The sequence below is a fragment of the Microcoleus sp. Aus8_D2 genome, from assembly GCF_036702665.1.
GTDB lineage: Bacteria > Cyanobacteriota > Cyanobacteriia > Cyanobacteriales > Microcoleaceae > Microcoleus.
The window spans coordinates 57,588-79,962 of the sequence record NZ_JAUBUN010000015.1; the positions used below are offsets into that span (position 1 = coordinate 57,588).

Here is a 22,375-nt window from a genome sequence, read left to right on the forward strand (position 1 = left end):
GGATGTCGCACCGGGAAACTTGCTCGAAAATTCAGCAACTTTATCCGAAACTCGAACTTCAACTCCCGAAACTCCCGCAAGTTGGCAAATTCCTGAAGTTGTTGAAACTTTATCGGATGTCGCACCGGGAAACTTGCTCGAAAATTCAGCAACTTTATCCGAAACTCGAACTTCAACTCCCGAAACTCCCGAAAAATTGTCGTCGGGGAAAGTTGTCGAAACTTTATCAGATGTCGCACCGGGAAACTTGCTCGAAAATTCAGCAACTTTACCCGAAACTCGAACAAAGTCGCCGGAAAACCCGGAAAGTTGGAAAATTGGGAAAACAGCCGAGAATTTGTCGGAATTAGATGGTAGTTTTTCCGCCAAAATGTCGGAATCAGAACCTGAATACCTTGATTCCTCAACAGAGATTGACAACCAGAAATCCCAACTAAAAAATCCTCCCCCTCTCCCCCTCTCCCCCTCCCGCACTCTCCCGATTTGGAAAGACGAACTTTACTTAGAATTTCACCGGGGTTGCTACACGACTCGCGCTGACCAAAAACGCCAAAACCGTCGCTGTGAAGATTTGCTCTATCAAGCTGAATTGCTGTGTTCGATCGCAACAATCTGCACCGCTGCGGTTTATCCGAAATCTGAGCTAGAATCTGCCTGGAAACAGGTGTTGTTTAACCAGTTTCACGATATTTTGCCCGGTTCTGCGATCGCCCAAGTCTACACTGATGCTAATCTAGCCTTTGCTGAGGTCGATCGCACTTGCCGCCAAATCCTGCTACAATCTTTAGATGCCATCGCAACTCAAATTTCTCTGCCGAACCCACCCCAGCCCGACGCTCAACCGATTTTTGTTTTCAATCCTCTCAATTGGTCGCGCTCGCAGGTTGTCGCCGTAACCCTTCCCGATTCCCCCGATGTAGCTTGGCAAATTTACGATTTTTCGGGACAGCGGTTGATTTCGCAGATTGTCACGGGCGATCGGCTCCCACCGCAATCTACACTGTTATTTTCTGCAAATCATGTTCCGGCGATCGGCTACCGCGTCTTTTGGCTCTGTCGCGAAGATACTCAAACAGTCGATCGTCCCTCAGCAAGCTCAACTACCGAAAAACAGACAGACTTATCGAAACTTACATACGGTATAGCACAAAAAAACACCCCTTGTCAAGAAACGCATTTTGCAGCCCAAGAAATCGTCTTGGAAAATGAGCTGATTCTGGCAAAAATAGACGCAGCAACTGGTAACTTATCCAGCATCTGGGATAAAATAAATCATAGAGAAGTCCTGAATGCAGCCGGAGGCAATCAACTACAAGCCTTTCAAGACAGCGGTCAATATTGGGATGCTTGGAACATCGATCCGAATTACCAAAAACATCCATTACCCGCGCCGATACTCAAACAGATTTATTGGATAGAGCGGGGAGAAGTGTGGCAGAGTTTGCGCGTAGTTCTGCAAATTGGTAAATCCGAGTTTCGCCAAGATTATATAGTAGAAGTAGGTTCCCCACTGCTGAAAATCAAGACAGTCGTAGATTGGCAAGAAACTCACGTTTTAGTGAAAACAGCCTTCGGGTTAAATGTCGCAGCAGATTTTGCGACTTGCGAAATTCCCGGCGGCGCGATCGCACGCACGACCAAACCGCAGACACCCGCAGAAAAAGCCAAATGGGAAGTACCGATTTTGCGCTGGACTGATATCAGCAACGACGGTTTTGGAGTAAGCTTGCTCAACGATTGCAAATACGGTTGCGACATTCAACCAAATCAAATTAGACTGACTTTGCTGAGAAGTTCGACTTGGCCGGACGAACAAGCAGATGTCGGAGTTTCCGAATTTACTTATGCCGTCTATCCCCACGCTGGAAATTGGCAAGATGCCAACACAGTTCGTCACGGGTATGAGTTGAATTTGCCACTGTTAGTCAAGGTGTTGCCACAGTTGCAACAAAAGCGCGATCGAACTCTGCCGGCAGTTGGCAAGTTATTAGATTTATCCGCCGAAAATTTAGTGTTAATTGCTTTCAAACAGTCGGAAGATGATGCGAATGTCTGGATTTTGCGGTGTTGCGAATCAGAGGGCAAACAGTCTGTGTTAGCGTTGGATAGCGATTTGGGATTGGAAATTTTAGAGTCAGTCGATTTGCTAGAAAGACCTGCAAATTTGTCCGAAAAGTTGCCCCAATCGGGAAGTTTTAAGATAGAACCTTGGAAAATTGCGAGTTTTGCCGTTGTCCGCAAAACAAACACTAAAAAAATTGAGACAGCAATCCGCAAACAATTATAAACGAACCTCTCCCCTCTCCCCTCTGTGCCATCTGCGTCCTCTGCGGTTCATAAAAATCCATTGCTTACAGGCAAGAGAGCGAGACTAGAATTTAATTGTATGAGCATCATAGCACCATTTTAGTACAGCCAAAAATATGCAATTCCCAAAGTAACGCCAGTTAGCGGCAGTCCGAACCGCAAATGCTCTTTAAAAGTCAAATGATAGCCTGATTTTGCTGCAACTTCCGCGACAATCAAATTAGCCACAGAACCCAATAAAGTTAAGTTTCCCGCTAGAGTAGAACCCGCCGCTAACAGCAGCCAAGCTGACGTATTTGTTTTGACAATCACCGATTGTAGAACTAACACTGCGGGTACGTTAGAAATTAAGTTAGACAGAATTACCGTTACTCCCAACAAACTCAGTGGCGTACCTGTCAAATTAGTGAGATTATCCAACAATCCCAGTTGTTGAGTTGCCTTAGTTATCACAAACAATCCCGCAAACATGACTAGCAAATTCCAGTCAACGCCCTGCAAAATGCGATCGGACTTGACGCGCCTAGTAATTAACAATATACTGGCAGCTATCCAGGCAGATTCTGCTAAAGGTGCTCCAGCTAAAAAAGCTATTAAAAGTCCTGCTGTTACCAACAGACTTTTTGCCAGTAATGGCTTAAACAAGCGATACCGAACTTGGGCAATTTCTGGCAAAGATTTGCAAGAACGCACTTCTGGATAAAGCAACCACAGCCAAACTACTTGCACCGACAAACAAATTAAAGCTATCGGTGCGAGAGAGCGGGCAAATTCTAAATAACTAATCCCCGAAAAAGTACTGACGAGAATATTTTGCGGGTTGCCACTGACAGTTGCTACGGAACCTAAATTAGTACCTCCCGCTAAAGCTAAAAGATAAGGGATGGGATTGAGAGACAAAGAGCGAGTTAAGCTCAGGGTTAAAGGGGCTAGTAATATAGCAGTAGTGTCGTTGAGAAAAAATGCCGACAGAATCCCGCTGCCAAAAGTAACGGCGACTAAAATGCCGAAAGGAGAACGAGTGAAGCGAGTTAAAAAGTCCAAGGCGATTTGAAAAAAACCCGATGCTCGTAAAGCCGAATTAACGACCATCATTCCTAGCAAAAAAACGATCGTACTAGGGTCGATCGCCTGCCAAGCAGTTTTGAGGTCGAGTATCCCTAAAGCCACCGCCAAAGCTGACCCAACAATAGCCAGCGCGGCCCGGTTCATCCGCAGACCGGGCAAATATCCCAAGCCTAAACCTAAGTAAGTCAGTCCCAACACTAGATATTTGAATGTTATCATAGATACTTAAAACCATTGATTGCTGATTTTTTCTATTGTCGAGGATGCTAAAAGTACAGGGGGATAATTGCAGCAAACCTGCTGATACCGCAACTAGCGGGAAATATCTCCCCTAAACGGTCTACCAACTACAGCACCGCTAAGACGGTTAGGACGTTCTTAATTGCTGAAACATGGTCGATTGCGCCTTCGTCCAGGACTTCTTCCTTGCTTCGGCTACGCTAGCAGACAAGTTTTCCTGACATTAGTTACATCCGTTACATCCGTTGCATCCGTTATATAATCCGTTGTCGAACTTCCTTCAACATCTGCTATACAAACAAACACGGGGGTTGCATTGCAAGCGAAAACCAGCGCGCTGGACAAGCTGTAATTATGTTACAAATTGTAACTTTTTTCCCACAACAGGTTTAATTTAGTTTCACAAAAAAGTTAAATTCCAGAAAGTAAAAGTAATTGCAGTCGAGTTAAGCTAAAAGTGTTTGCTAAAAAAAGTCATTCAAGCAACCCAGAAACCAACAATTCTCACTTGACCGGCACGGGCGATGAGCTGGCGACAGCGAAAGTTTCGTGCAGCAAACAAGTCGAACAGGATTGGTATCGAACTCTCTACGACAATTTTCCGGGCATTTACTTCGTTGTAGACGCTTTGGGAAGAGTTTTTTCACTCAATCAATACGGCGAGTCTCGCCTCGCCTACAGGTCGCAGGAATTAATTTGTCATTCAATTTTTAACATATTTTACTGCCAAGATCAAGAGAAAATGCAGTCGGAATTTGCTAGATTGGTACACCCGCAAAACTGTACGTCAACTCCAAAAGTTGCCTGTTGGGAAGGCTACTTGACTCGCAAAGACCGCAGGATTATCTGGGTAAAAGCAACTGCGCGCGCTTTGCCTGGGGTAGAGTGGAAAATAGAGGAAAATAACGATGCTCGCTCAGTTGCTAATTTCCAACGACCGATTATTCTGTTAGTTTGTGAAGAAATTAAGACTACTCCGCCTGTACCAGCACCACCCAACTCTCAGGAAAATAGGCCCAGTCCAACTTGGGCGATCGCAAAATTAGCCAAAAGTCAACTTAAAGAACGCAACAATATAGAACTATTCATCCGCGAAGTAACAGAAACTGCTGTCAGTATTGTCAACTGCGATCGAGCCAGTATTTGGCTGTACGGGGAAGACAAAACGCAGCTTCATTGCATCGACTTTTACGAACAAAATACGAAACTCCATTCCGTACAAATAATCATCACAGCAGCCGACTGTCCGGCGTATTTTCAAGCCTTAAAATCTGCCAACTCCATCGCAACGGTGTCAGCCGAAAATGACCCGAGAACGCGAGAACTTGCCAGTCTTTATTTTGCCGGTCGGGGTACGACTGCCCTGTTAAACGTACCGATTGTGCTGGCCGGTCAAAGGTTGGGAATAGTCAGCGCCGAACGCCTGGGTTCCGGCAGCGAGTGGACGGAAGAAGAACACGAATTAACCAAAATATTAGCAGACTTTGTATCTTCAAGTTTGTCAGCAAGCGAAAGCTTAAAATTAGAAGCAATGCGGCGCGAACAGCAGCAAAACTTGCTGAGCCAATACTACGATAAACTAGAAGAAAGAGTAGAAAGACGCACGCTCGAACTCAAAAAAACTAACAAAAAACTGCAACAAGAAATAATTAAAAGAAAACAAGTAGAAGCAGAAATGCGCCGACAGCACCAAGAACAGCAAGTTATTTTTGATTCCCTGCCGGCGATGATTTGGTACAAGGATACGGAAAGCCGCCTGCTGCGAATTAATCAAGCCGCTGCTGCATCGAGAGGTTTGCCCGCCAATCAATTAGAAGGAAAATCTTTTTATGAAATCTATCCAGACGAAGCAGAGCAATATTATTTAGAAGATTTGGAAGTAATCAATTCCGGTGTTCCCAAACACGGAAAAATAGAATTGCTGCCAACTGTATCCGGTCAAAAATGCTGGGTGCGGACAGATAAAATACCTTGCCGCGATGAATCAGGTCAAGTGACCGGTGTCATCGTGTTTGCAGTAGATATTACAGATTTGATTAGAGTCGAAAGAGAACTGCGAGAATATCGCGATCGCCTCGCCGAAAAACTCGAAAAACGTACTGCTATGTACCGACAGGCAATGGCAGCTTTGTACTCGGCAAATACGCAAATGCAACAGCTAATGAATAACAGCTATTTGGGCGAAAATGGCAGCAGCACAGCAGCAGCGCGCTTGCTCGAATGCGAAGCTTATTTTGAAGCAGTTGCTGTCGCTGACCGGGACACAATTTTGAGCGTCAGCAGCGATTTTGCCGAGCTGTTCGGTTACGAACCTGCGGAAATGGTGGGAATGAGCTTGCTGGAACTGCTGTCGCCAAAATCTTACAAAGTGGCGCCGCAAATGATTTCTGCTGCCAGCAATACCGTCTGTGAAACTATTTTTCTGAGGCGGGACGGAACTTCTTTTCCTGCTGACGTGCGCAGCAAATTCGTAGTTCGCGAAGGTCGTTTGGTGCAGGTTAAAGCAGTGCGAAATCTCACGGAACGCAAATTAATGGCAGCAGAATTAGAACGCTCGCGCTCTTTGTTGCACGCTACCATGGAAGCAACGGCAGACGGCATTCTCGCTGTTACTAACGCCGGAGAATTGATTAGTTTTAATGAAAAGTTAGTTCAAATGTGGGGAATTCATGAAGAAGTTAGAAACTCAATGGATAGAACGGTGAGGCTGACATTTCTCACCACGCAAGTTAAAGATCCGAGGGCTTTTTTGCAGAGAGTTAAAGAAATTTATAGCGATGCGGAGTCAAACGGCTGCGATATTCTCGATTTTAAAGACGGCCGGACTTTTGAGCGCTACACGCAGCCGATTCGAGTCGGACAAAATATTATTGGCAGGGTGTGGCGCTTCCGCGATATTACTTCTCGCGAAAAGGTGACGGCAATGTTGGGAGATTCTCAACGGCGCTTTCGGGCAATTTTTGATTCTTCTTTCCAATTTGTGAGCTTGTTGAAACCGGATGGTACTCTGCTGGAAGCTAACCAAACTTCTCTGGATTTTGCGGGAATTAAGCTGCGGGATGTGGCAAATCGCCCGTTTTGGCTCTTGCCTTGGTGGGGAGTTTCTCCGGAAGTTCGGGAACAGTTGCAAGAGGCGATTTCTCGATCGGCAAAAGGTGAATTTGTCCGCTATGAAGTGGAAGTTCAAGGGGCAAACCGGACGGCAACTATCGATTTTTCTCTCAAACCGGTGGCGGACGAAACTGGTAAAATTGTCTTGCTGCTGCCGGAAGGTCGAGATATTACTGAAAGCAAGCAGGTACAAGTCGCTCTGCGGCAGCAAGTTGAGCGGGAACGCCTGATCGCGCAGATTCAATCGCGCATCCGTTCTTCTCTGGATCTCAAAGATATTCTCAACACTACAGTAGCTGAAGTGCGGGAGTTTTTGGCAACGGATCGCGTGATTATTTTCCGCTTCCGGCCAGATTGGAACGGAGATGTGGTGGTGGAGTCGGTTGGGGAAGAATGGATGCCGCTGATGGGTATGGCGATCGAGGATTGCTGTTTTGCTAATACTTATGTGGGACAGTATTTGAAGGGTAGAATTCGCGCCGTAGAGGACATTCACGGTTCTAATTTTGCTGAGTGCCACGTCAATTTTTTGGCCGAGTGTCAGGTGAAAGCGAATTTGGTGGTGCCCATCGTGCAGCAGGGAATCGAAAACCGCAACGGCAATCCTACTTGTCAAGTGCCGAAGTTGTGGGGTTTGCTGATTGCTCATCACTGTTCGGCACCCCGCGAGTGGCAGCAGTTTGATATGGATTTGCTGAGTCAGTTGGCTACTCAAGTGGCGATCGCGATCGAACAATCTTTACTTTACCAGCAGCTCGCTGCTGCCAACCAGCGGTTGGACGGGTTGGCGAATTTGGACAGTCTGACTCAGCTAGCCAACCGCCGCCGGTTTGATGAGGTGATTAACCGGGAATGGGAACAGTCGAGCACTGCGGAACCGCTATCTTTGATCATGTGCGATATTGACTGTTTTAAACTTTATAACGACAATTACGGTCACCAAGCCGGGGATGCTTGTTTGCAGCAAGTGGCGCGGGCGATCGGGGATGCTTGCGCCAACGCACCCGCAGAACACCTTTATTTGGCTGCTAGGTACGGTGGCGAAGAATTTGGGGTAATTTTGCCAAATACGGATATAGCGGCTGCAAAGGCTTTTGCTGAGGGAATCCGGCGGCGCGTCAAAGCTTTGGCAATTCCTCACCTCAAGTCTGTTGTCACTGATTGCGTGACTCTCAGTATGGGGGTGGCGACGATTGCTGAAAATCAAAATTCGCCGAAAATGCTGATTGAAGCTGCTGATAAGGCGCTGTATCGGGCTAAGTCTGGCGGGCGCGATCGAGTTAACAGTCATTAGGGATGGGGCATGGGGCATGGGGCATGGGGCATGGGGCATGGGGCATGGGGCATGGGGCATGAGGTTACTAGAAAAACGATCGCGCCAACCGGCATAAGGTTAGGGCGATCGTAATATCTATGAATCAGCATTTATTTATCGGACTCTGTGCGGAATTTTACGCATTTTTGCTGATTTTGTTACAAAACTTTAATGAGTTGCGTACAAATAGCGTGAAACCGCGCTTCTATAGCTGATATCGCTTTTTGAAGCGCAGAGGCCGCATAGAACACAGAGAAAGAGAAGGCACAAAAGAGTTCACAACTAATGACCAATGCCCAATGACCTGTTTGGCCAATGCCCAATGACCTGTTTGGCCGATGCCCAATGCCCTGTTTTGCCGATGCCCAATGCCCACCTATTTCGCTAACAGTTTCTGAAACACCTCATACATATCTTGGGCTAACTGTTTAGGATTCCACAAAGGCGCGAGATGTTCCGGCTGCTTAGACTCGATCAAATGCTCTTTTACCGCATTTCTCAAGCCAGCATCGCGCCCAAACTTAACTCCCCACTGCGTGTATTCTTCCCAAGTCCAAGCCGCACCCACATCAAGATTTGCACTTTTCAGAAAAGCGTAACCCATCCGCGAAAGATATTGATCGCCGGATCTAGTTACTACTGGCAAATTCGCCCACAAAGCTTCTAAATTGTGCGTCCCGCCATTATAAGGATAGGAATCTAACAACACGTCAGCTACATAATAAATAGCGCGATGTTCTTCTTCGCTTCTGGTTTGGCCGATAAACTTAATCCGTTCAAAATCTACTCCCTGAATATCGCATTCTTCGCGGTAAGTGCTGTGAATCACATCGGTGTCGCCTTGACCTTTGCGAATCAACATACTATCTGGTACTTGCTTAAGTATTTTAACTTGAGCTTGCACCATTTCAGGATTAGTTTTTCTGCCCGGAGCAACACACAGATAAGCCATTTGATCTAAGCCAATTCCGAGGGCATTTCTAATCGCCTCTCGATTCACAGGAATGCTTTGCAGTTCCCCAATTGCTACGGAACAATTAGGCAATCTCACTAACTGTTCTAAGTAATTTTTTTCAACGCCTGGGGGGTGAGTGTGTTCGTCGCAGAGAAAGTAGTGATTTTCAGAAATGTATGGCGCGTCGAATCCCAGCCAAGAAACGCAAATTCCCGCCGGATATTGGTGCAGCACTTCAACATTTGTCGGGACTGTCATTGAGTCTAAGTCTATTAAAACATCCAAATCGTCTTGTACTACTTCGGCGAGGATTTCGCCGCCGTCAGCAAAGCCGTTGGGATATTTTTTAGGCCAGTAAAACTTGCCGGCCATTTGTTCAAATCTTTCTGTAACTTCATCTCGGTTGAGTTTACCTGTGACGTAAAGGTGAACGTGGGGTGTAATGCGGCTTAATTCGCGAATTAAGGCTTCGCTGCACCAACCTACGGAGTGGCGGCGGAAGTGTTTGGAAAGGAAGCCGATTTTTAAATGCTGTTGTTTTGTTGGGTTGTTTGTGCGCTTAATTCTGTTGGCTTGTTGCCGCGGCGAGACGGCTTTTTGGTAGTATTCTTTGGCAATTAGTCGGTAGAAACTGGCATTTTTTTCGCGGTTGTCTCGCAGGTGGGAAACTGCAAATAGGAAGATTTCGTAAAGCAGTTTGAGTTCGATGACGCTAAAGGTTTCGACTTTTTCGTAGCAGAGTTTTTCGATTTCTTCGAGTTTCTGAATAGCCTGTTTGCTGACACCTGATTGCAGGTAGGAAAAGACGTAGGCTGTGGCTGACATGACTGGGGCATTGTCGCCGCAGAATTTGCAGTATTTATCGGCGACGCTGCGGGCTCTGGCTAGGTTGGTGGAGTGGCTTAGCAAGTCGCACAGTTGTTGGTGGGCTTCGCTGTATTGGGGGTTGCATTCGATCGCCTTTTCAAAATGTGCGATCGCCTCCATCGGGCGATCTTGCTTCTGAATGTGTCCCATCCGGCAGTAAACCTCTGCCCAATCCGGTTTTAATGCCAAAGCTTGCTGATAGCTGGCTAAAGCTTCTTCCAGCCGCCCCTGCATGGAAAAACAACTGCCGAGGTTCGCGTGAACTTCCGGCCAATCTGGCTTAATTTTCAGAGTATTTTGGTAATTAGTAACCGCTTCTTCGTACTTGTATTGCTGCATGAAAGAATTGGCTAAATTGAAGTGCAAAACTTCTAATTCCGGCTTTAAAGCTACAGCTTTTTGATAGTAAGTGATGGCGGCTTCGACATTGCCTTGTTGCGATCGCGCGCTGCCGATGTTAGCATAGGCTTCTGCCCAATCTGGTTTAATGGCGATCGCTTTTTCGTAGCTTTCGACAGCTTCGTCGCGCTTGCCTTGACTGAAAAGTCGGTTTCCCAGGTTAAAGTGGAAGTCGGCACCGACAAGCTGGGGGTTGAGTTCGGATGTTCTCTGAAAACAGGCGATCGCTGCTTCAATGTTGCCGTGTTTGTGATATACTTTGCCTAAATTCCAGTGAGCGCCCGCCAAATTAGGACTCAGGACAATGGCTTGCTGGTAATGTGCGATCGCCTCTTCCAAACGATCCATTTTGAAATACATACTGCCGATATTGGCGCGCACTTCCGCAAAATTTGGCTGCAATTCTAAGGCTTGAGAATAGGATCTAATCGCAGCTTCAATTTTGCCTCCCGCTTGCAAAGCATTGCCTAAAGTTACGTAAGCATGGGTGTAATCAGGTCGAATTTTGATGGCTTGGTGGCACGCTGCGATCGCCTCTTTAATTTTACCCTTAATTAAAAAGTTTTCTGCCAGTTTTTTGTAATGTTCTACTTCTTGAAAATTAGCAACTTGTGTGCTATCTGGAACATTCAGCGAGGTAACTTGTTGAGCAACTTCAGCGGGGTTGGTAAACGGAGTATTTAAATTTTCAGGAGGGGGCGCTGGCGGCAAATTGATACTCGAAGGCTGCAAGCCGTAGCCTTCATCTTTGTTAACAGATACTGGTTGTTGTGCGCCTGATTCTGTTTCTAATTCGATAAATTTGCTGTCGGCAGTTTCTTGCTGTTTTTGTGCGATTAAACTCGATAGTTTCTCAGCAGCGCTAGCATCTCCCGGTTGCAGTTGCAGCACTTTTTGACAGCAAACAATTGCTGCATCTAACTTTCCTTGCTGCTGCAAAACGCTGCCTAGCATCAAATTTACAGAGCACAAACCGGGATTAATAGCAAGAGCTTTTTCGTAATAATTTGCCGCCTGTGCCAATTCCCCTAACTTGTAATACATACTGCCGAGATTCGCGCTGGCTTCTGCTAAATGTGGCTGAATTTTTAAAGCTTGCAAATAAGCTTTAATTGCCATTTCTAGCTGGTTTTGACCGTGCAGGGCATTGCCCGCTGTCAAGTAAGCGGGAGCAAAATTCGGTTGAAATTTAATCGCGAGGTTGCATTGGGCGATCGCACCAGCAAATTCTCCTTGCAAAACATAAACCTCCGCCAACTTTTTATGAACTTCCGCATCTTTGGGGTTAAACTCTAAAGCTTTCTGATAATTCTCGATAGCGCCACCGAGATTTCCTGTATCTTTCAGGCGATTTCCCTTGACAAAATATGTTTGAGCTGATTCTAAATCCACCAAAAACTCTGCGATCATTTGCTCTGCCACTCTTACAGGTTTTACACTAATACTATTCAGCCATTCTACCCACTCTCGGGCTCGCACAGACCAAGTACACCCTCGATTTATATATTCTACCTGCTGTCTCAGATGAGTTTCAGCAGTGGCGCTGCCCGCACCCGTACAATCTTTTAAAACTGCGACTGTCGCCTCAACAAACCGCCTTGTATATCCCTCCCAATCCGGTGTACCTGCACGCTTCCAATTACTTACCAATGCCAAATTTTCCACCCCTGACATTGAAACTAGACGCGCAAATCCAGCAGTTGTTTCCGGCAAAGCTGCCAATTCACTCGTCACAATCCGGCAACCGCTGGCCATCGCCTCCATCACCGCAATCGATGACGTTTCCAGATAGGTATTCGGGTAAGCTAAAACCGCGACTGAACGCAGTTGCTGGACGAGTTCGGGTTGCGGTAAGGAACCGACATACTCGACTCCTTCAGTTTCCTGACACTCTTCGTAAAGTCTATCGAAAAAAAGCTGGTTATTCTTGTCGTCTATTTGGTGTACTTTCATGCTAGAAAATACTTTCAATCTCGTGCCGGGGACAGCTTGACGAATTTCTGGAAAAACTTTTAATAAAATATCGAGTCCGCGAAAGGGAGTGCTGGTGTAAGCGAGAATTGGCGGTTGAGATTTTTGCGATCCGATCGAAATATTATCTGCAAAAATGTTAGCAAAACAAGGGGCGATCGCATTTCTTAAAACATAACTGCGATTCAAGTCAATCCCAAAACACTGATGAAATTGATCGCGCTGCCAGTCGCTGACAAAAACCAAAGCATCACAAGCATTAATTTCTCGCTCATCCTTGAAATTCTCAAGAAAGACAAAGCCAGGTTCGTTATGAATCCACAAAATTAACTTAGTCTGTTGCCCCAAAAACGGCTTAATTTCCAGCGCTTTACCGACTATATTTACTATCACTAAAAAATCGAGCGATCGCAGTAATTCCAAATTAGCACTGTCCCCGACGCGCAGCCTGCAATCAACACCGCGCGACATCCCCGGTTCCGAAGTATTGTTGAGTAGAAATACCTCGTTTCCCAGTGCTGCCAAAGCCTCAGCTAAATAACAAATAGCCGACTGAGTGCCGCCCAAAGGTTCGCGGTAAGGAGTTTCTATGTTGTAATCCCAAGTGTAGGTATCGAGAAATCCGATTTTCATTAAATGGTATAATCTTAAAGCTATTGAGGAGTACCGAACATGACTACAGAACAAGACCCCGTAAAATTGATGAAACAGCAAGTTGGCTTTGCTGCTGCCGATCGCGTAAAATCTGGTATGATTGTCGGACTCGGCACGGGGTCAACTACAGCTTATACTATTCAAGCCTTGGGCGATCGCATAAAATCAGGCGAACTCAAAGATATCAAAGGAGTTCCCACATCCTTTCAATCAGAAGTATTAGCCAAACAGTACGGAGTACCGCTGACAACCCTCGACGAAATTGACAGAATTGACGTAGCCATTGACGGCGCCGATGAAGTAGATCCGCACCTCAACTTAATTAAAGGTGGTGGCGCCGCCCACACCCGCGAAAAAGTTGTCGATTGTCTGGCTGCTCAATTTATTGTAGTAGTTGACAGTTCCAAAATGGTAGATAAATTAGGTTCGACTTTTCGCGTCCCCATCGAAGTTATACCGATGGCAATCGCCCCCGTTACTCGCGCCATCGAAAAATTGGGCGGTAAACCAGAACTTCGCATGGGAGTCAGAAAAGCAGGCCCGGTAATTACCGACCAAGGTAATATGGTAATCGACGTTCAATTTGATAACCTTGACAATCCTGCGGAATTAGAAAAGACTTTGAATAACATTCCCGGCGTGTTAGAAAATGGTTTGTTTGTCAACTGTACAGATTTAGTTTTAGTTGGCGAAATTCAAGACGGCAAACCTGTAGTCCGGGAAATTTCTAAATAGTTATTGTAGGGTGCGTCAGGACTGAATATTTTAGCGACTACTCAACAATATTAACCCTGACGCACCCTACGGTTAATTAGTTACTCGCCAATTACCAATTATATCAAGTCCGATCGATTAACCGCATTAAGATTCGTTCGTAGTGCGGACTTCAGTCCGCAACAAAAGAGCGGACTGAAGTCCGCACTACGAACCGTACCGCTGCATATAAATCAATCTCTCTTTTTATATCATGCAATATCGCAGATTCGGCCGCACAGAATTATCCATGCCCGTCTTTTCCTGCGGCGGCATGAGATATCACCACAAATGGCAAGACGTGCCAGCAAATGAAATTCCACCAGACAATCAACAAAATCTCGAAGCGACAATTCGTTACTCGATTGAATGCGGCATCAATCACATAGAAACTGCTCGCGGTTACGGCACTTCCGAGATGCAGTTGGGGTGGATTTTACCGCAGTTTCCTCGCGAAAACTTGATAGTGCAAACGAAAGTTTGCCCTCAAGCTAACTCCGAGGCATTTCGAGAAGAGTTTGATAAATCATTAGCTTATTTGCAACTAGAATACGTCGATTTATTTTCCATACACGGCATTAATACCTGGGAGTTGTTAGAAGATTCTATGCGCCCTGGCGGCTGCTTGGATGTGGCGAAAAAGTTGCAAACAGAAGGCAAAGTTAGGTTTATTGGTTTTTCAACTCACGGCCCTACGGATGTGATTGTCAAAACAATTGAAACCAATCAATTCGATTATCTGAACTTGCACTGGTACTACATCAATCAAAATAATTGGCCCGCAATTGAAGCTGCTAAACGTCACGACATGGGCGTTTTTATTATCAGTCCTTCCGACAAAGGCGGTCAACTTTACAACCCGCCACAAAAGTTGGTAGATTTGTGCTATCCGCTGAGCCCGATAGTGTTTAACGATCTGTTTTGTTTGTCACATCCTGAGGTACACACTTTGAGTTTGGGTGCGGCAAAACCAGAAGATTTTAACGAGCATCTAAAAGCTGTAGAATTGTTAGATAAAGCTGATGAAATTTTGCCACCGATATTAGCAAGGTTGGAAAATGCAGCGATCGACAAATTAGGAGAAGATTGGTTTAAAACTTGGCACGTCGGTTTGCCAACTATCGAAAATACTCCCGGAGAGGTTAACATTCGAGTGATTTTGTGGCTGTGGAATTTGGCGAATGCTTACGATACGATCGACTATTGCAAGATGCGCTACAACCTCTTAGGTAACGCCAGCCACTGGTTTCCGGGCAAAAAAGCCGATCGCCTCAATGAATTAGACTTGCGCCGCTGTCTCGCCCACAGCCCCCACGCTGCCAAAATTCCCGGTATTCTGCAAAAAGCCGATCGACTGTTTGGAGGCGAAGCCGTACAGCGCTTATCCCAAGAATAATCGAAAAAACCCGGTTTCGAGACAGAAACCGGGTTTGTGAGCCGGAACACGTGAGACTTATGTACACGTACATCATTAGCCTATACTTGAGGTGTTCTCACCAACATCACCCATCCGTCTCATCCATTCGGGCGATAAGTCATTAGTCATCAGTCATTAGTCATTGGTCATTGGTCATTAGTCATTAGTCATTAGTCAGCAGTCATTAGGAAGAAGGAACGAAAGAAGGAAGGAAGGAAGAAGACATATACAGCAAGCTTTTTTGCGAGTTGTATTTTACGTTTAATTAAGTGGGTTTACGATTTTATGATTTTTTTCTAAACTCGCTCCCATTTTGATTTAATCTGAGATAAAACAGTTAATAATCCACTTACGTGTATTTTATGACTCTCAAACGCCGAGATTTCTTGTATATGCTAACCGCCAGCGTCGGAGCTATTACCGCAGGTGCTTGCCAAGCGTCAGGAAATAATGTAGCACAAGCCAGTCCATCCCCGGGAAGCCCAAAAGTAGCTCAAACTCCCGGGCCTTTTACACTACCGCCTCTACCTTACGAATACAACGCTTTAGAACCGCACATCGACGCGCGGACAATGCAATTTCACCACGACAAACACCACGCCGCCTACGTTAAAAACCTCAACGATGCTGTCAGCAAATACCCTGCCCTCAAAAACGTGAGTGTTGAAAATATGCTCAAAGATTTGAGCAAAGTGCCCGAAGATATTCGCACAACTGTACGCAATAACGGCGGCGGACACCTCAATCACAGTATGTTTTGGGAAATTATGAGTCCCAAGGGCGGCGGCGAACCCACAGGGGCAATTGCCACAGCAATCAAGCAAAGTTTCGGCAGTGTTGAGGATTTTAAAACCAAATTCAACGACGCAGGTACTAAGCGTTTTGGCAGCGGTTGGGTGTGGCTGGTTCGCAATAAAGCTGGCAAGCTTGAGATTACAACTACTGGCAATCAAGACAGTCCTTTCAGTGATGGTAGCTATCCCATTATGGGCAATGATGTTTGGGAACACGCTTATTATCTCAAGTACCAAAACCTCCGCGCTGACTACTTAAAGGCTTGGTGGAACGTTGTTAATTGGCCGGAAATTAACAAACGCTACGAAAAGGCGATCGGTTAGTTTCAGATTTTTTGTAGTTGCGCTGTTTTTACTTCGGCGCAGCTACATTTATGGGTAATTAACCAGAATTTAGTATAAGATAGGTTTTGGAGGAAGTTCCAATGATTCAAGTCGCAATTCCACAAAATAATCTCACCTTAGAACTGCCACAATCGATCGCGCTACAGGTTACTTACGAACAGTTTGAAGCACTGGCAATTGCCAACCGCGATTTGAGATTGGAAAGAACAAGCCAAGGAGAATTAATTGTGAATCCACCCGTAGGATGGGAATCGAGCCGCCGAAACAGTAGTTTAACGGGACAACTCTATTACTGGCATGAAGCTAATGAAGAATTGGGAAACGCATACGATTCTTCTGGAGGCTTTACCTTACCTTCGGGAGCAATTCGATCGCCCGATGCGTCATGGGTAAGCCGCCAGCGCTGGGATGCTTTAACTCCCGAACAAAGGAGAACGTTTCCGCAAATTTGCCCGGATTTTGTGGTGGAATTGCGCTCTGGATCGGATAGTCTGCCGGCATTACAAGCCAAGATGCGCGAGTATCTGGAAAATGGGGCAAGATTGGGATGGCTCATCAATCCTCAAAATCGACGAGTGGAAATTTATCGTCCCGGTACTGAGGTGGAAGTTTTGGAGAATCCGGCAGCATTATCGGGAGAAGATGTGCTGCCGGGATTTGTTTTGAATTTGCAGAAACTTTGGGGCTAATAGCTGAATGCTTAGGTTTCGGTTAAGGCAATGATGTCTTCATAACAAAGGCGATCGACTAACTGGTTAAGGGCATTTTTCAGGAGAGAATGCTCTTGCGGAATTTGCTCGATTAACTGGCAAATTTGCTTGCTATTGAGTTTAATTGCAGCTTGATGTAACTGCTCGATCCATGTGGTTGGCATTACCATCAAATCTGAAGGAGTTAGCTGTAACGGGGCGATACTCTCAGTGATTTGCTGCCCGATCGCCCCTGAAGATAAAGTATCATTCGGCAGATATTCAGCATCGCCCGCACAAATATAACAAACACCCAAATATTCAGCCATTTTAGCAAAGATAGTGTCAGTCCGAAAGGGTTTGCGTACGAAATCGTCAAACCCAGCGGCTAGAGCAACTTGACGCTCTTCTTCAAAGGCGCTACCCGTCAGGGCTATAATAATAGGAGCAGGAACACCGCTAACTTGAATGCTGGCTTTGATTTGCTGGGTGGCCGCAGATCCATCCATGACAGGCATCCGAAGATCCATCCAAATGAGATGGGGTTGCCAACTTTGCCAAAGCGCGATCGCCTCTTGTCCGTTATTAGCTGTTTGCACCTCAAATCCGATCGGGATTAATAATTCTACCAACAGTTGGCGATTTTCGAGTCGATCGTCAACAACTAGAATGCGATAGGTAATTTGTCCGTCAGCCAATCCGACAATCGATCGCTCTTGTTTTGGTAATTCGCTCCTTCGATCTGCCGCCAATCCTACTTGAATTTCAAACCGGAAGGTGCTGCCTTTACCAACGGTACTCTCAACGGTAATTTCGCCTCCCATGAGTTGTACGAACTTGCGACTGATGGACAATCCCAATCCCGTTCCCTCTTGAGATTGGACTCCGGTTGCAGTTTGGACGAAGGGCTCGAACAGGCGATCGCGTTCCGACAGATTGATACCTGCACCAGTGTCTGCTACAGTAAATTGGAGAGTGCATTCTTCACCTCTTTTTACTTGTAGCGCCACACTTCCGGTTTGGGTAAACTTAACCGCATTGCCGAGCAAATTGATTAACACCTGACGCAGCTTAGCTTCATCGGTGCGAACGAACTGAGGCACATCGCTCGATCGTGTAAACTTCAGTTGCAAACCTTTTGACTCGGCTTTCAAACGGAGCATTTGTTGTAGCGTATCTAACAGCGCAAACAAGTCAAAATCCGTCGCTTGAAATGCAATCCGTCCCGCTTCGATCTTGGACATTTCCAAGACATTGTTAATCAACGCCAGTAAGTGTTCCCCGCTGCGATTAATCGTATCCAAATATCGCTGTTGCGTCTGCGGCGAGAGAGTATTGCTTTCTCCGGCAGAACCGCTTGGCGATCGCAACATCAACTGTGTAAAACCGAGGATAGCGTTGAGTGGAGTCCGCAACTCGTGACTCATGTTAGCCAAAAACTGACTCTTCGCCCGATCGGCAGCTTCGGCTTTGGCTTGGGCTTTCTCTGCTTCCTTCATGCTATCCGCCAACTGAACCGTGCGCTGTTCGACGGCTTGGCTGAGATTGCGTTCGCGGGTGCTGACTTCGTGGGCCATATCCTGAAAAGTGCGGGCCAGTTGTCCCGGTTCGTCGCCCCGTTGCGCCACTTTGGCAATTTCCGGCGCGTCAAAAGCACCCACTTGTTCAGCAGTAATCGGACTCATGCTAACTCGACCGGCGATCGCAGTCAGTTGCCTGAGGGGTTGAATCACTCGCTGCTTCAACAATCGGTTAATCGATAATACCACCACTGCAAACACAGCCGTAAAAATGCTCATCATTGGCACCATATTGCGGCGGCTGTGGGCAAAAACTTCATCAGCAGGAACGTAAATCGTTTGGGCGGCAACCACTTCATCTAACTTCCAGCCAAAACCAGTGCGATCGCCGTAGATAGCAATTTGACCTTTGGGTGCATCCGCTGGTTTCCCGTGACATTGCAAGCAACTAACTTCTTTCATCGCCAGGGGTCGGGCGATGTAAAATAGGGTCGAACCGGCGGTTTTTCGGTAGCCAGAAAGTTCTGAAAGGTCAGGCTGACGGCGAAACTGTTCGACGAGCTCGGTTTCAAAGCGATCGGCGCGATCGCGGATATTCGAGGGATTGGGGGCTGCTTCTTTGTAGAAAAAGCCGTGGTAGTCGGGGAGATCGCGAAATCGTTCAAAAATTTGTCGCGCCGCAAAGGCGGGAATGGCTTCCGGCACAAAAGTGGACTTGGTATCGAGGCGATTTACCAGCAACGGATTGACGTGATGGCTCGTGTAGTTCCGGGCAGAATCGATCGTCTCCATCAAAATACTTGCCCGCGTGGTAATCTCTTCTTCCGCCGCGCGTTGCAGCGTACTCCAAAGCGTTATGCCACTCAGCAGCATACCTGCGAGAAAAACCAGGGCGAGTAAGAAGGTAAATTGCGGTCCGAGTTTGAGTCTGCCCATCGCGATCGACAATCTCCGTTGCTCTGAAAAATTTCTCTAAACCTACATTAACTTTGAATTAGTAAAATGTAGGTTGGGCCCTTGGAACGAACCCTCCGTTTCACTCCGCCCAACACCAACTCCTGGTAAATGCTTGGTTTTGCTACGCTCAACTCAACCTACGCGCTATCGCTTGAAGAGGTTCTTATGAATGCTCCATTTTCCGGTGGCTGCGTATGCGGCACCATACGCTACGAATGTTCTAGTAAGCCACTGGCAATGCTGAATTGTCATTGTCGCGATTGTCAGCAATCTAGCGGAGCGCCCTTCGCCTCCGGCGTGGTTGTGCCGAGAAATTCCGTTGAAATTATCGGCTCACCAAAGAATTACTCCGTTCGCGCATCTAGTGGTGCCTTGACAACGCGAAGCTTTTGCTCAAACTGCGGCAGTCCCTTGTTCACAACGGGCGAAGCGATGCCAGATTTTATGTCCATCCGCTTCACAACCTTTGATGATAAGAGTGAATTTCATCCGGCATTAGACATTTGGACATCAAGCGCGGCATCGTGGATTTGCTTGAATGAAGAATTGCCGCATTTTGCGCAGTCGCCGCCACCAGCTTGAGAAGAGTGAAAATATGCACATACGGCCCAACAAGGCGCTGCCGCCAACTGCCAACCCGCTTGCGCGGGCAGTCGGCTGCTGAGTTTAGGCGTTATACAGTTAAGATCGAGCATTCTATTATGTGGTGGGTGACATGATTAAAAATGTAAGATCGCAGCAAGAAGTGCTGGAGTTAGCTCATAAGAACGGTTTGACGATCGAGGAATATTCCATTCAATTCAATGAATCGGGTCTTGATTTTCAAGTAGTGTTAGCAACGGACGTAGATGGAGCACGCTGGATTTTACGTCTTCCTCGACGGGAGGATGTTCTGCCATCAGTAGATAAGGAAAAACGAACGCTGGAACTGATTGCTCCGCTTCTGGGCGTTGACGTGCCACGCTGGACGGTTTGCACCAATGAACTGATTGCTTATCGGGCATTAAACGGTGTACCAGCAGGCACGATCGATCCAGAAGCAAAAGCCTATGTATGGGAGATCGATCTAGCGAACGTACCCGATCGATTTCATGAATCGTTGGCAAGGGGAATCGTTTCGTTACATCAAGTTAGCATTGAGAAAGCACAAGCAGTGGGGCTTCCTGTTAAGACTGCCGAAGAAGTCCGTGTTGAGATGAAACATAGAATGGATGCCGTCAAGAGCGAATTTGGTGTTGGTCAAACGTTATGGGAACGCTGGCAGTCTTGGCTTCATAATGATGAAATTTGGATGCGAGAAACGGTTTTAACTCATGGTGATTTACACGCCGGTCACATTTTGATTAATGCACAAGCGCAAGTAACTGGACTTATCGATTGGACTGAGGCATCTGTCGGCGATCCAGCGAAAGATTTTGTTGCTCATTACCGCACGTTTGGTCAAGACGCTCTCAATAAACTGATCTCGGCATATGCAGAGGCAGGTGGGCGCACGTGGTCGAGGATGGCAGATCACGTGATTGAACTGAACGCTACTTTTGCTATAGAAATTGCTGAATTTGCGCTAAAGTCGGGTTTGGATGAATACATACAAATGGCTGTGCAGTCGCTCTGTATGGGCGAAGCAGGGTAATAGATGTCTGAATACAGGTAGAACGCATTCATTCAGTTGACAGTTGACAGTTGACACCAAACAGGTTGACATTTGACAACACTTTCCCGGTCGGTTCGATGATTGAAACAATCTCTCGATCCTTATTTAATTTCCCCTTCAACGGTGAGGCGATCGACCGATCTTCTTTGGTAAATGTTGGGCGGAGTGAAACGGATGGTTTGCTACGCTCAACCCAACCCACGTGCAATTCATTTAGACGCGCTATATATGAATACCTCTCAACATCCAAGTGCAGATATTCTCATCGTAGACGATACTCTAGAAAATCTCCACCTGCTGTCAGAAATGCTGACGCAGCAAAGTTATGACGTTCGCATCGTCAAAAGTGGGGCAATGGCATTAAGAGGAGTGCAAGCGCAACCACCCGATTTGATTTTGCTGGACATCATGATGCCGGAAATGGATGGATATGAAGTGTGTCAGCTTTTGAAAGCCAATCCTCAAACTCAGAATATTCCGGTAATTTTTATCAGCGCGCTGCACGAAGTATTCGATAAAGTGAAAGCATTTGCAGTGGGTGGAGTTGACTACATTACTAAACCCTTTCAAGTTGAAGAAGTCTGTGCCAGAGTAGCGCATCAATTGACGATTCGCCGCCTGCAAATGCAGGTGGAAGAGATGGCGAGCGTGCAGGAACGCAATCGGATTGCTCGCGATATTCACGATTCTTTAGGTCACGCCCTAGTAGCGCTCAACCTGCATATGGAAACGGCACTGGCGATGTGGGACGAACATCCAGATAAAGCGCATCCGTTTCTCGTGAAAGCCAAACAACTCGGTTCCGAGGCACTGCAAGCCGTGCGGCGATCGGTGTCGGCCATGCGAGACGATCCGTTGCAGGGGCAAGGATTGACAGAGGCGATCGCGCATTTAATCCAAGCATTCCACCAAACGACAGGCGTAGAACCAAACTGTCAGATTCACCTCGATCGATCGGTCTCCCATGCTGTCAATATAGCCATCTATCGGATCGTGCAAGAAGGGTTGACTAATATCTGCAAGTATGCTTCAGCAACAGCAGTACAGCTTCAGATTGAATCCAATCCTGCCGGAATTTTCCTCAAACTTGAAGATAATGGTAAAGGCTTTCAAATGGGTGAGAGTCGATCGGGGTTTGGAATTCAGGGAATGCACGAACGAGTTGCCGCTTTGGGTGGGTCTTTGGAGATTGTCAGCGCGTGCGATCGGGGATGTTGTATTAATGCTTATTTTCCAATAATTAGTCAGTAGTCAGTAGTCAGTTGGCAGTTGGCAGTTGGCAGTTGGCAGTTGTCAGTTGTCAGTTGTCAGTTGTCAGTTGGCAGTTGGCAGTTGGCAGTTGTCAGTTGTCAGTTGTCA

General features: G+C 46.5%; 13 protein-coding genes. 9 read left to right on the forward strand and 4 right to left on the reverse strand.

Annotation, left to right across the window (positions count from 1 at the left end):
• A partial coding sequence (locus QUB64_RS14245; protein ID WP_333394103.1) for an alpha-mannosidase occupies positions 1 to 2,287 on the forward strand: 2,287 nt, incomplete at its 5' end.
• 119 nt (positions 2,288 to 2,406) lie between these two features.
• Here the strand turns inward: QUB64_RS14245 and QUB64_RS14250 are convergent.
• A complete protein-coding gene (locus QUB64_RS14250) occupies positions 2,407 to 3,594 on the reverse strand; it encodes an anion transporter (RefSeq protein WP_333274805.1) in 1,188 nt (395 codons plus the stop codon).
• A 478-nt stretch (positions 3,595 to 4,072) separates the two neighbouring features.
• Here QUB64_RS14250 and QUB64_RS14255 point away from each other — a divergent pair, with 478 nt between their 5' ends.
• On the forward strand, positions 4,073 to 8,020 hold the full coding sequence (locus QUB64_RS14255; protein ID WP_333274809.1) for a PAS domain S-box protein: 3,948 nt from the start codon (positions 4,073 to 4,075) through the stop codon (positions 8,018 to 8,020).
• A gap of 226 nt (positions 8,021 to 8,246) precedes the next feature.
• Here QUB64_RS14255 and QUB64_RS14260 read toward each other — a convergent pair whose 3' ends face one another.
• Together QUB64_RS14260 and QUB64_RS14265 are read right to left on the reverse strand one after the other, a co-directional pair.
• Positions 8,247 to 8,417, reverse strand: coding sequence for a hypothetical protein (locus tag QUB64_RS14260; RefSeq protein ID WP_333274812.1), 171 nt, complete (start codon positions 8,415 to 8,417; stop codon positions 8,247 to 8,249).
• A complete protein-coding gene (locus QUB64_RS14265; RefSeq protein WP_333274814.1) occupies positions 8,418 to 12,866 on the reverse strand; it encodes a tetratricopeptide repeat protein in 4,449 nt (1,482 codons plus the stop codon). It abuts the gene before it with no gap.
• A gap of 39 nt (positions 12,867 to 12,905) precedes the next feature.
• Between QUB64_RS14265 and rpiA the strand changes: the two genes are divergently transcribed.
• The 4 genes from rpiA to QUB64_RS14285 all read left to right on the forward strand — a co-directional run bounded on the left by rpiA (position 12,906) and on the right by QUB64_RS14285 (position 16,885).
• Complete coding sequence (gene rpiA, locus QUB64_RS14270) at positions 12,906 to 13,622, forward strand: ribose-5-phosphate isomerase RpiA (protein WP_333274816.1); 717 nt, start codon at positions 12,906 to 12,908, stop codon at positions 13,620 to 13,622.
• Between the two features lie 232 nt (positions 13,623 to 13,854).
• Complete coding sequence (locus QUB64_RS14275) at positions 13,855 to 15,036, forward strand: aldo/keto reductase (protein ID WP_333274818.1); 1,182 nt, start codon at positions 13,855 to 13,857, stop codon at positions 15,034 to 15,036.
• 383 nt (positions 15,037 to 15,419) lie between these two features.
• A complete protein-coding gene (locus QUB64_RS14280; protein ID WP_333274820.1) occupies positions 15,420 to 16,175 on the forward strand; it encodes a Fe-Mn family superoxide dismutase in 756 nt (251 codons plus the stop codon).
• Positions 16,176 to 16,276: 101 nt separating this feature from the next.
• Positions 16,277 to 16,885, forward strand: coding sequence for a Uma2 family endonuclease (locus QUB64_RS14285; RefSeq protein WP_333274822.1), 609 nt, complete (start codon positions 16,277 to 16,279; stop codon positions 16,883 to 16,885).
• Positions 16,886 to 16,896: 11 nt separating this feature from the next.
• On the opposite strand, the gene QUB64_RS14290 is transcribed toward QUB64_RS14285, so the two are convergent.
• Positions 16,897 to 19,341 carry a c-type heme family protein gene (locus tag QUB64_RS14290; protein WP_333274824.1) on the reverse strand — a complete coding sequence of 815 codons (2,445 nt, stop codon included), beginning with the start codon at positions 19,339 to 19,341 and terminating at the stop codon, positions 16,897 to 16,899.
• A 129-nt stretch (positions 19,342 to 19,470) separates the two neighbouring features.
• On the opposite strand from QUB64_RS14290, the gene QUB64_RS14295 reads away from it, so the two are divergent.
• The 3 genes from QUB64_RS14295 to QUB64_RS14305 all read left to right on the forward strand — a co-directional run bounded on the left by QUB64_RS14295 (position 19,471) and on the right by QUB64_RS14305 (position 22,267).
• Positions 19,471 to 19,944, forward strand: a complete 474-nt coding sequence (locus QUB64_RS14295; protein ID WP_333343337.1) for a GFA family protein — start codon at positions 19,471 to 19,473, stop codon at positions 19,942 to 19,944.
• Positions 19,945 to 20,077: 133 nt separating this feature from the next.
• The gene (locus QUB64_RS14300; RefSeq protein ID WP_333274829.1) at positions 20,078 to 20,995 is read left to right on the forward strand and encodes a macrolide 2'-phosphotransferase; all 918 of its coding nucleotides are present in this window, start codon (positions 20,078 to 20,080) and stop codon (positions 20,993 to 20,995) included.
• 249 nt (positions 20,996 to 21,244) lie between these two features.
• Entirely contained in the window at positions 21,245 to 22,267 is a 1,023-nt protein-coding gene (locus QUB64_RS14305) for an ATP-binding response regulator (RefSeq protein ID WP_333274832.1), read from the forward strand.
• Positions 22,268 to 22,375: the final 108 nt, after the last annotated feature.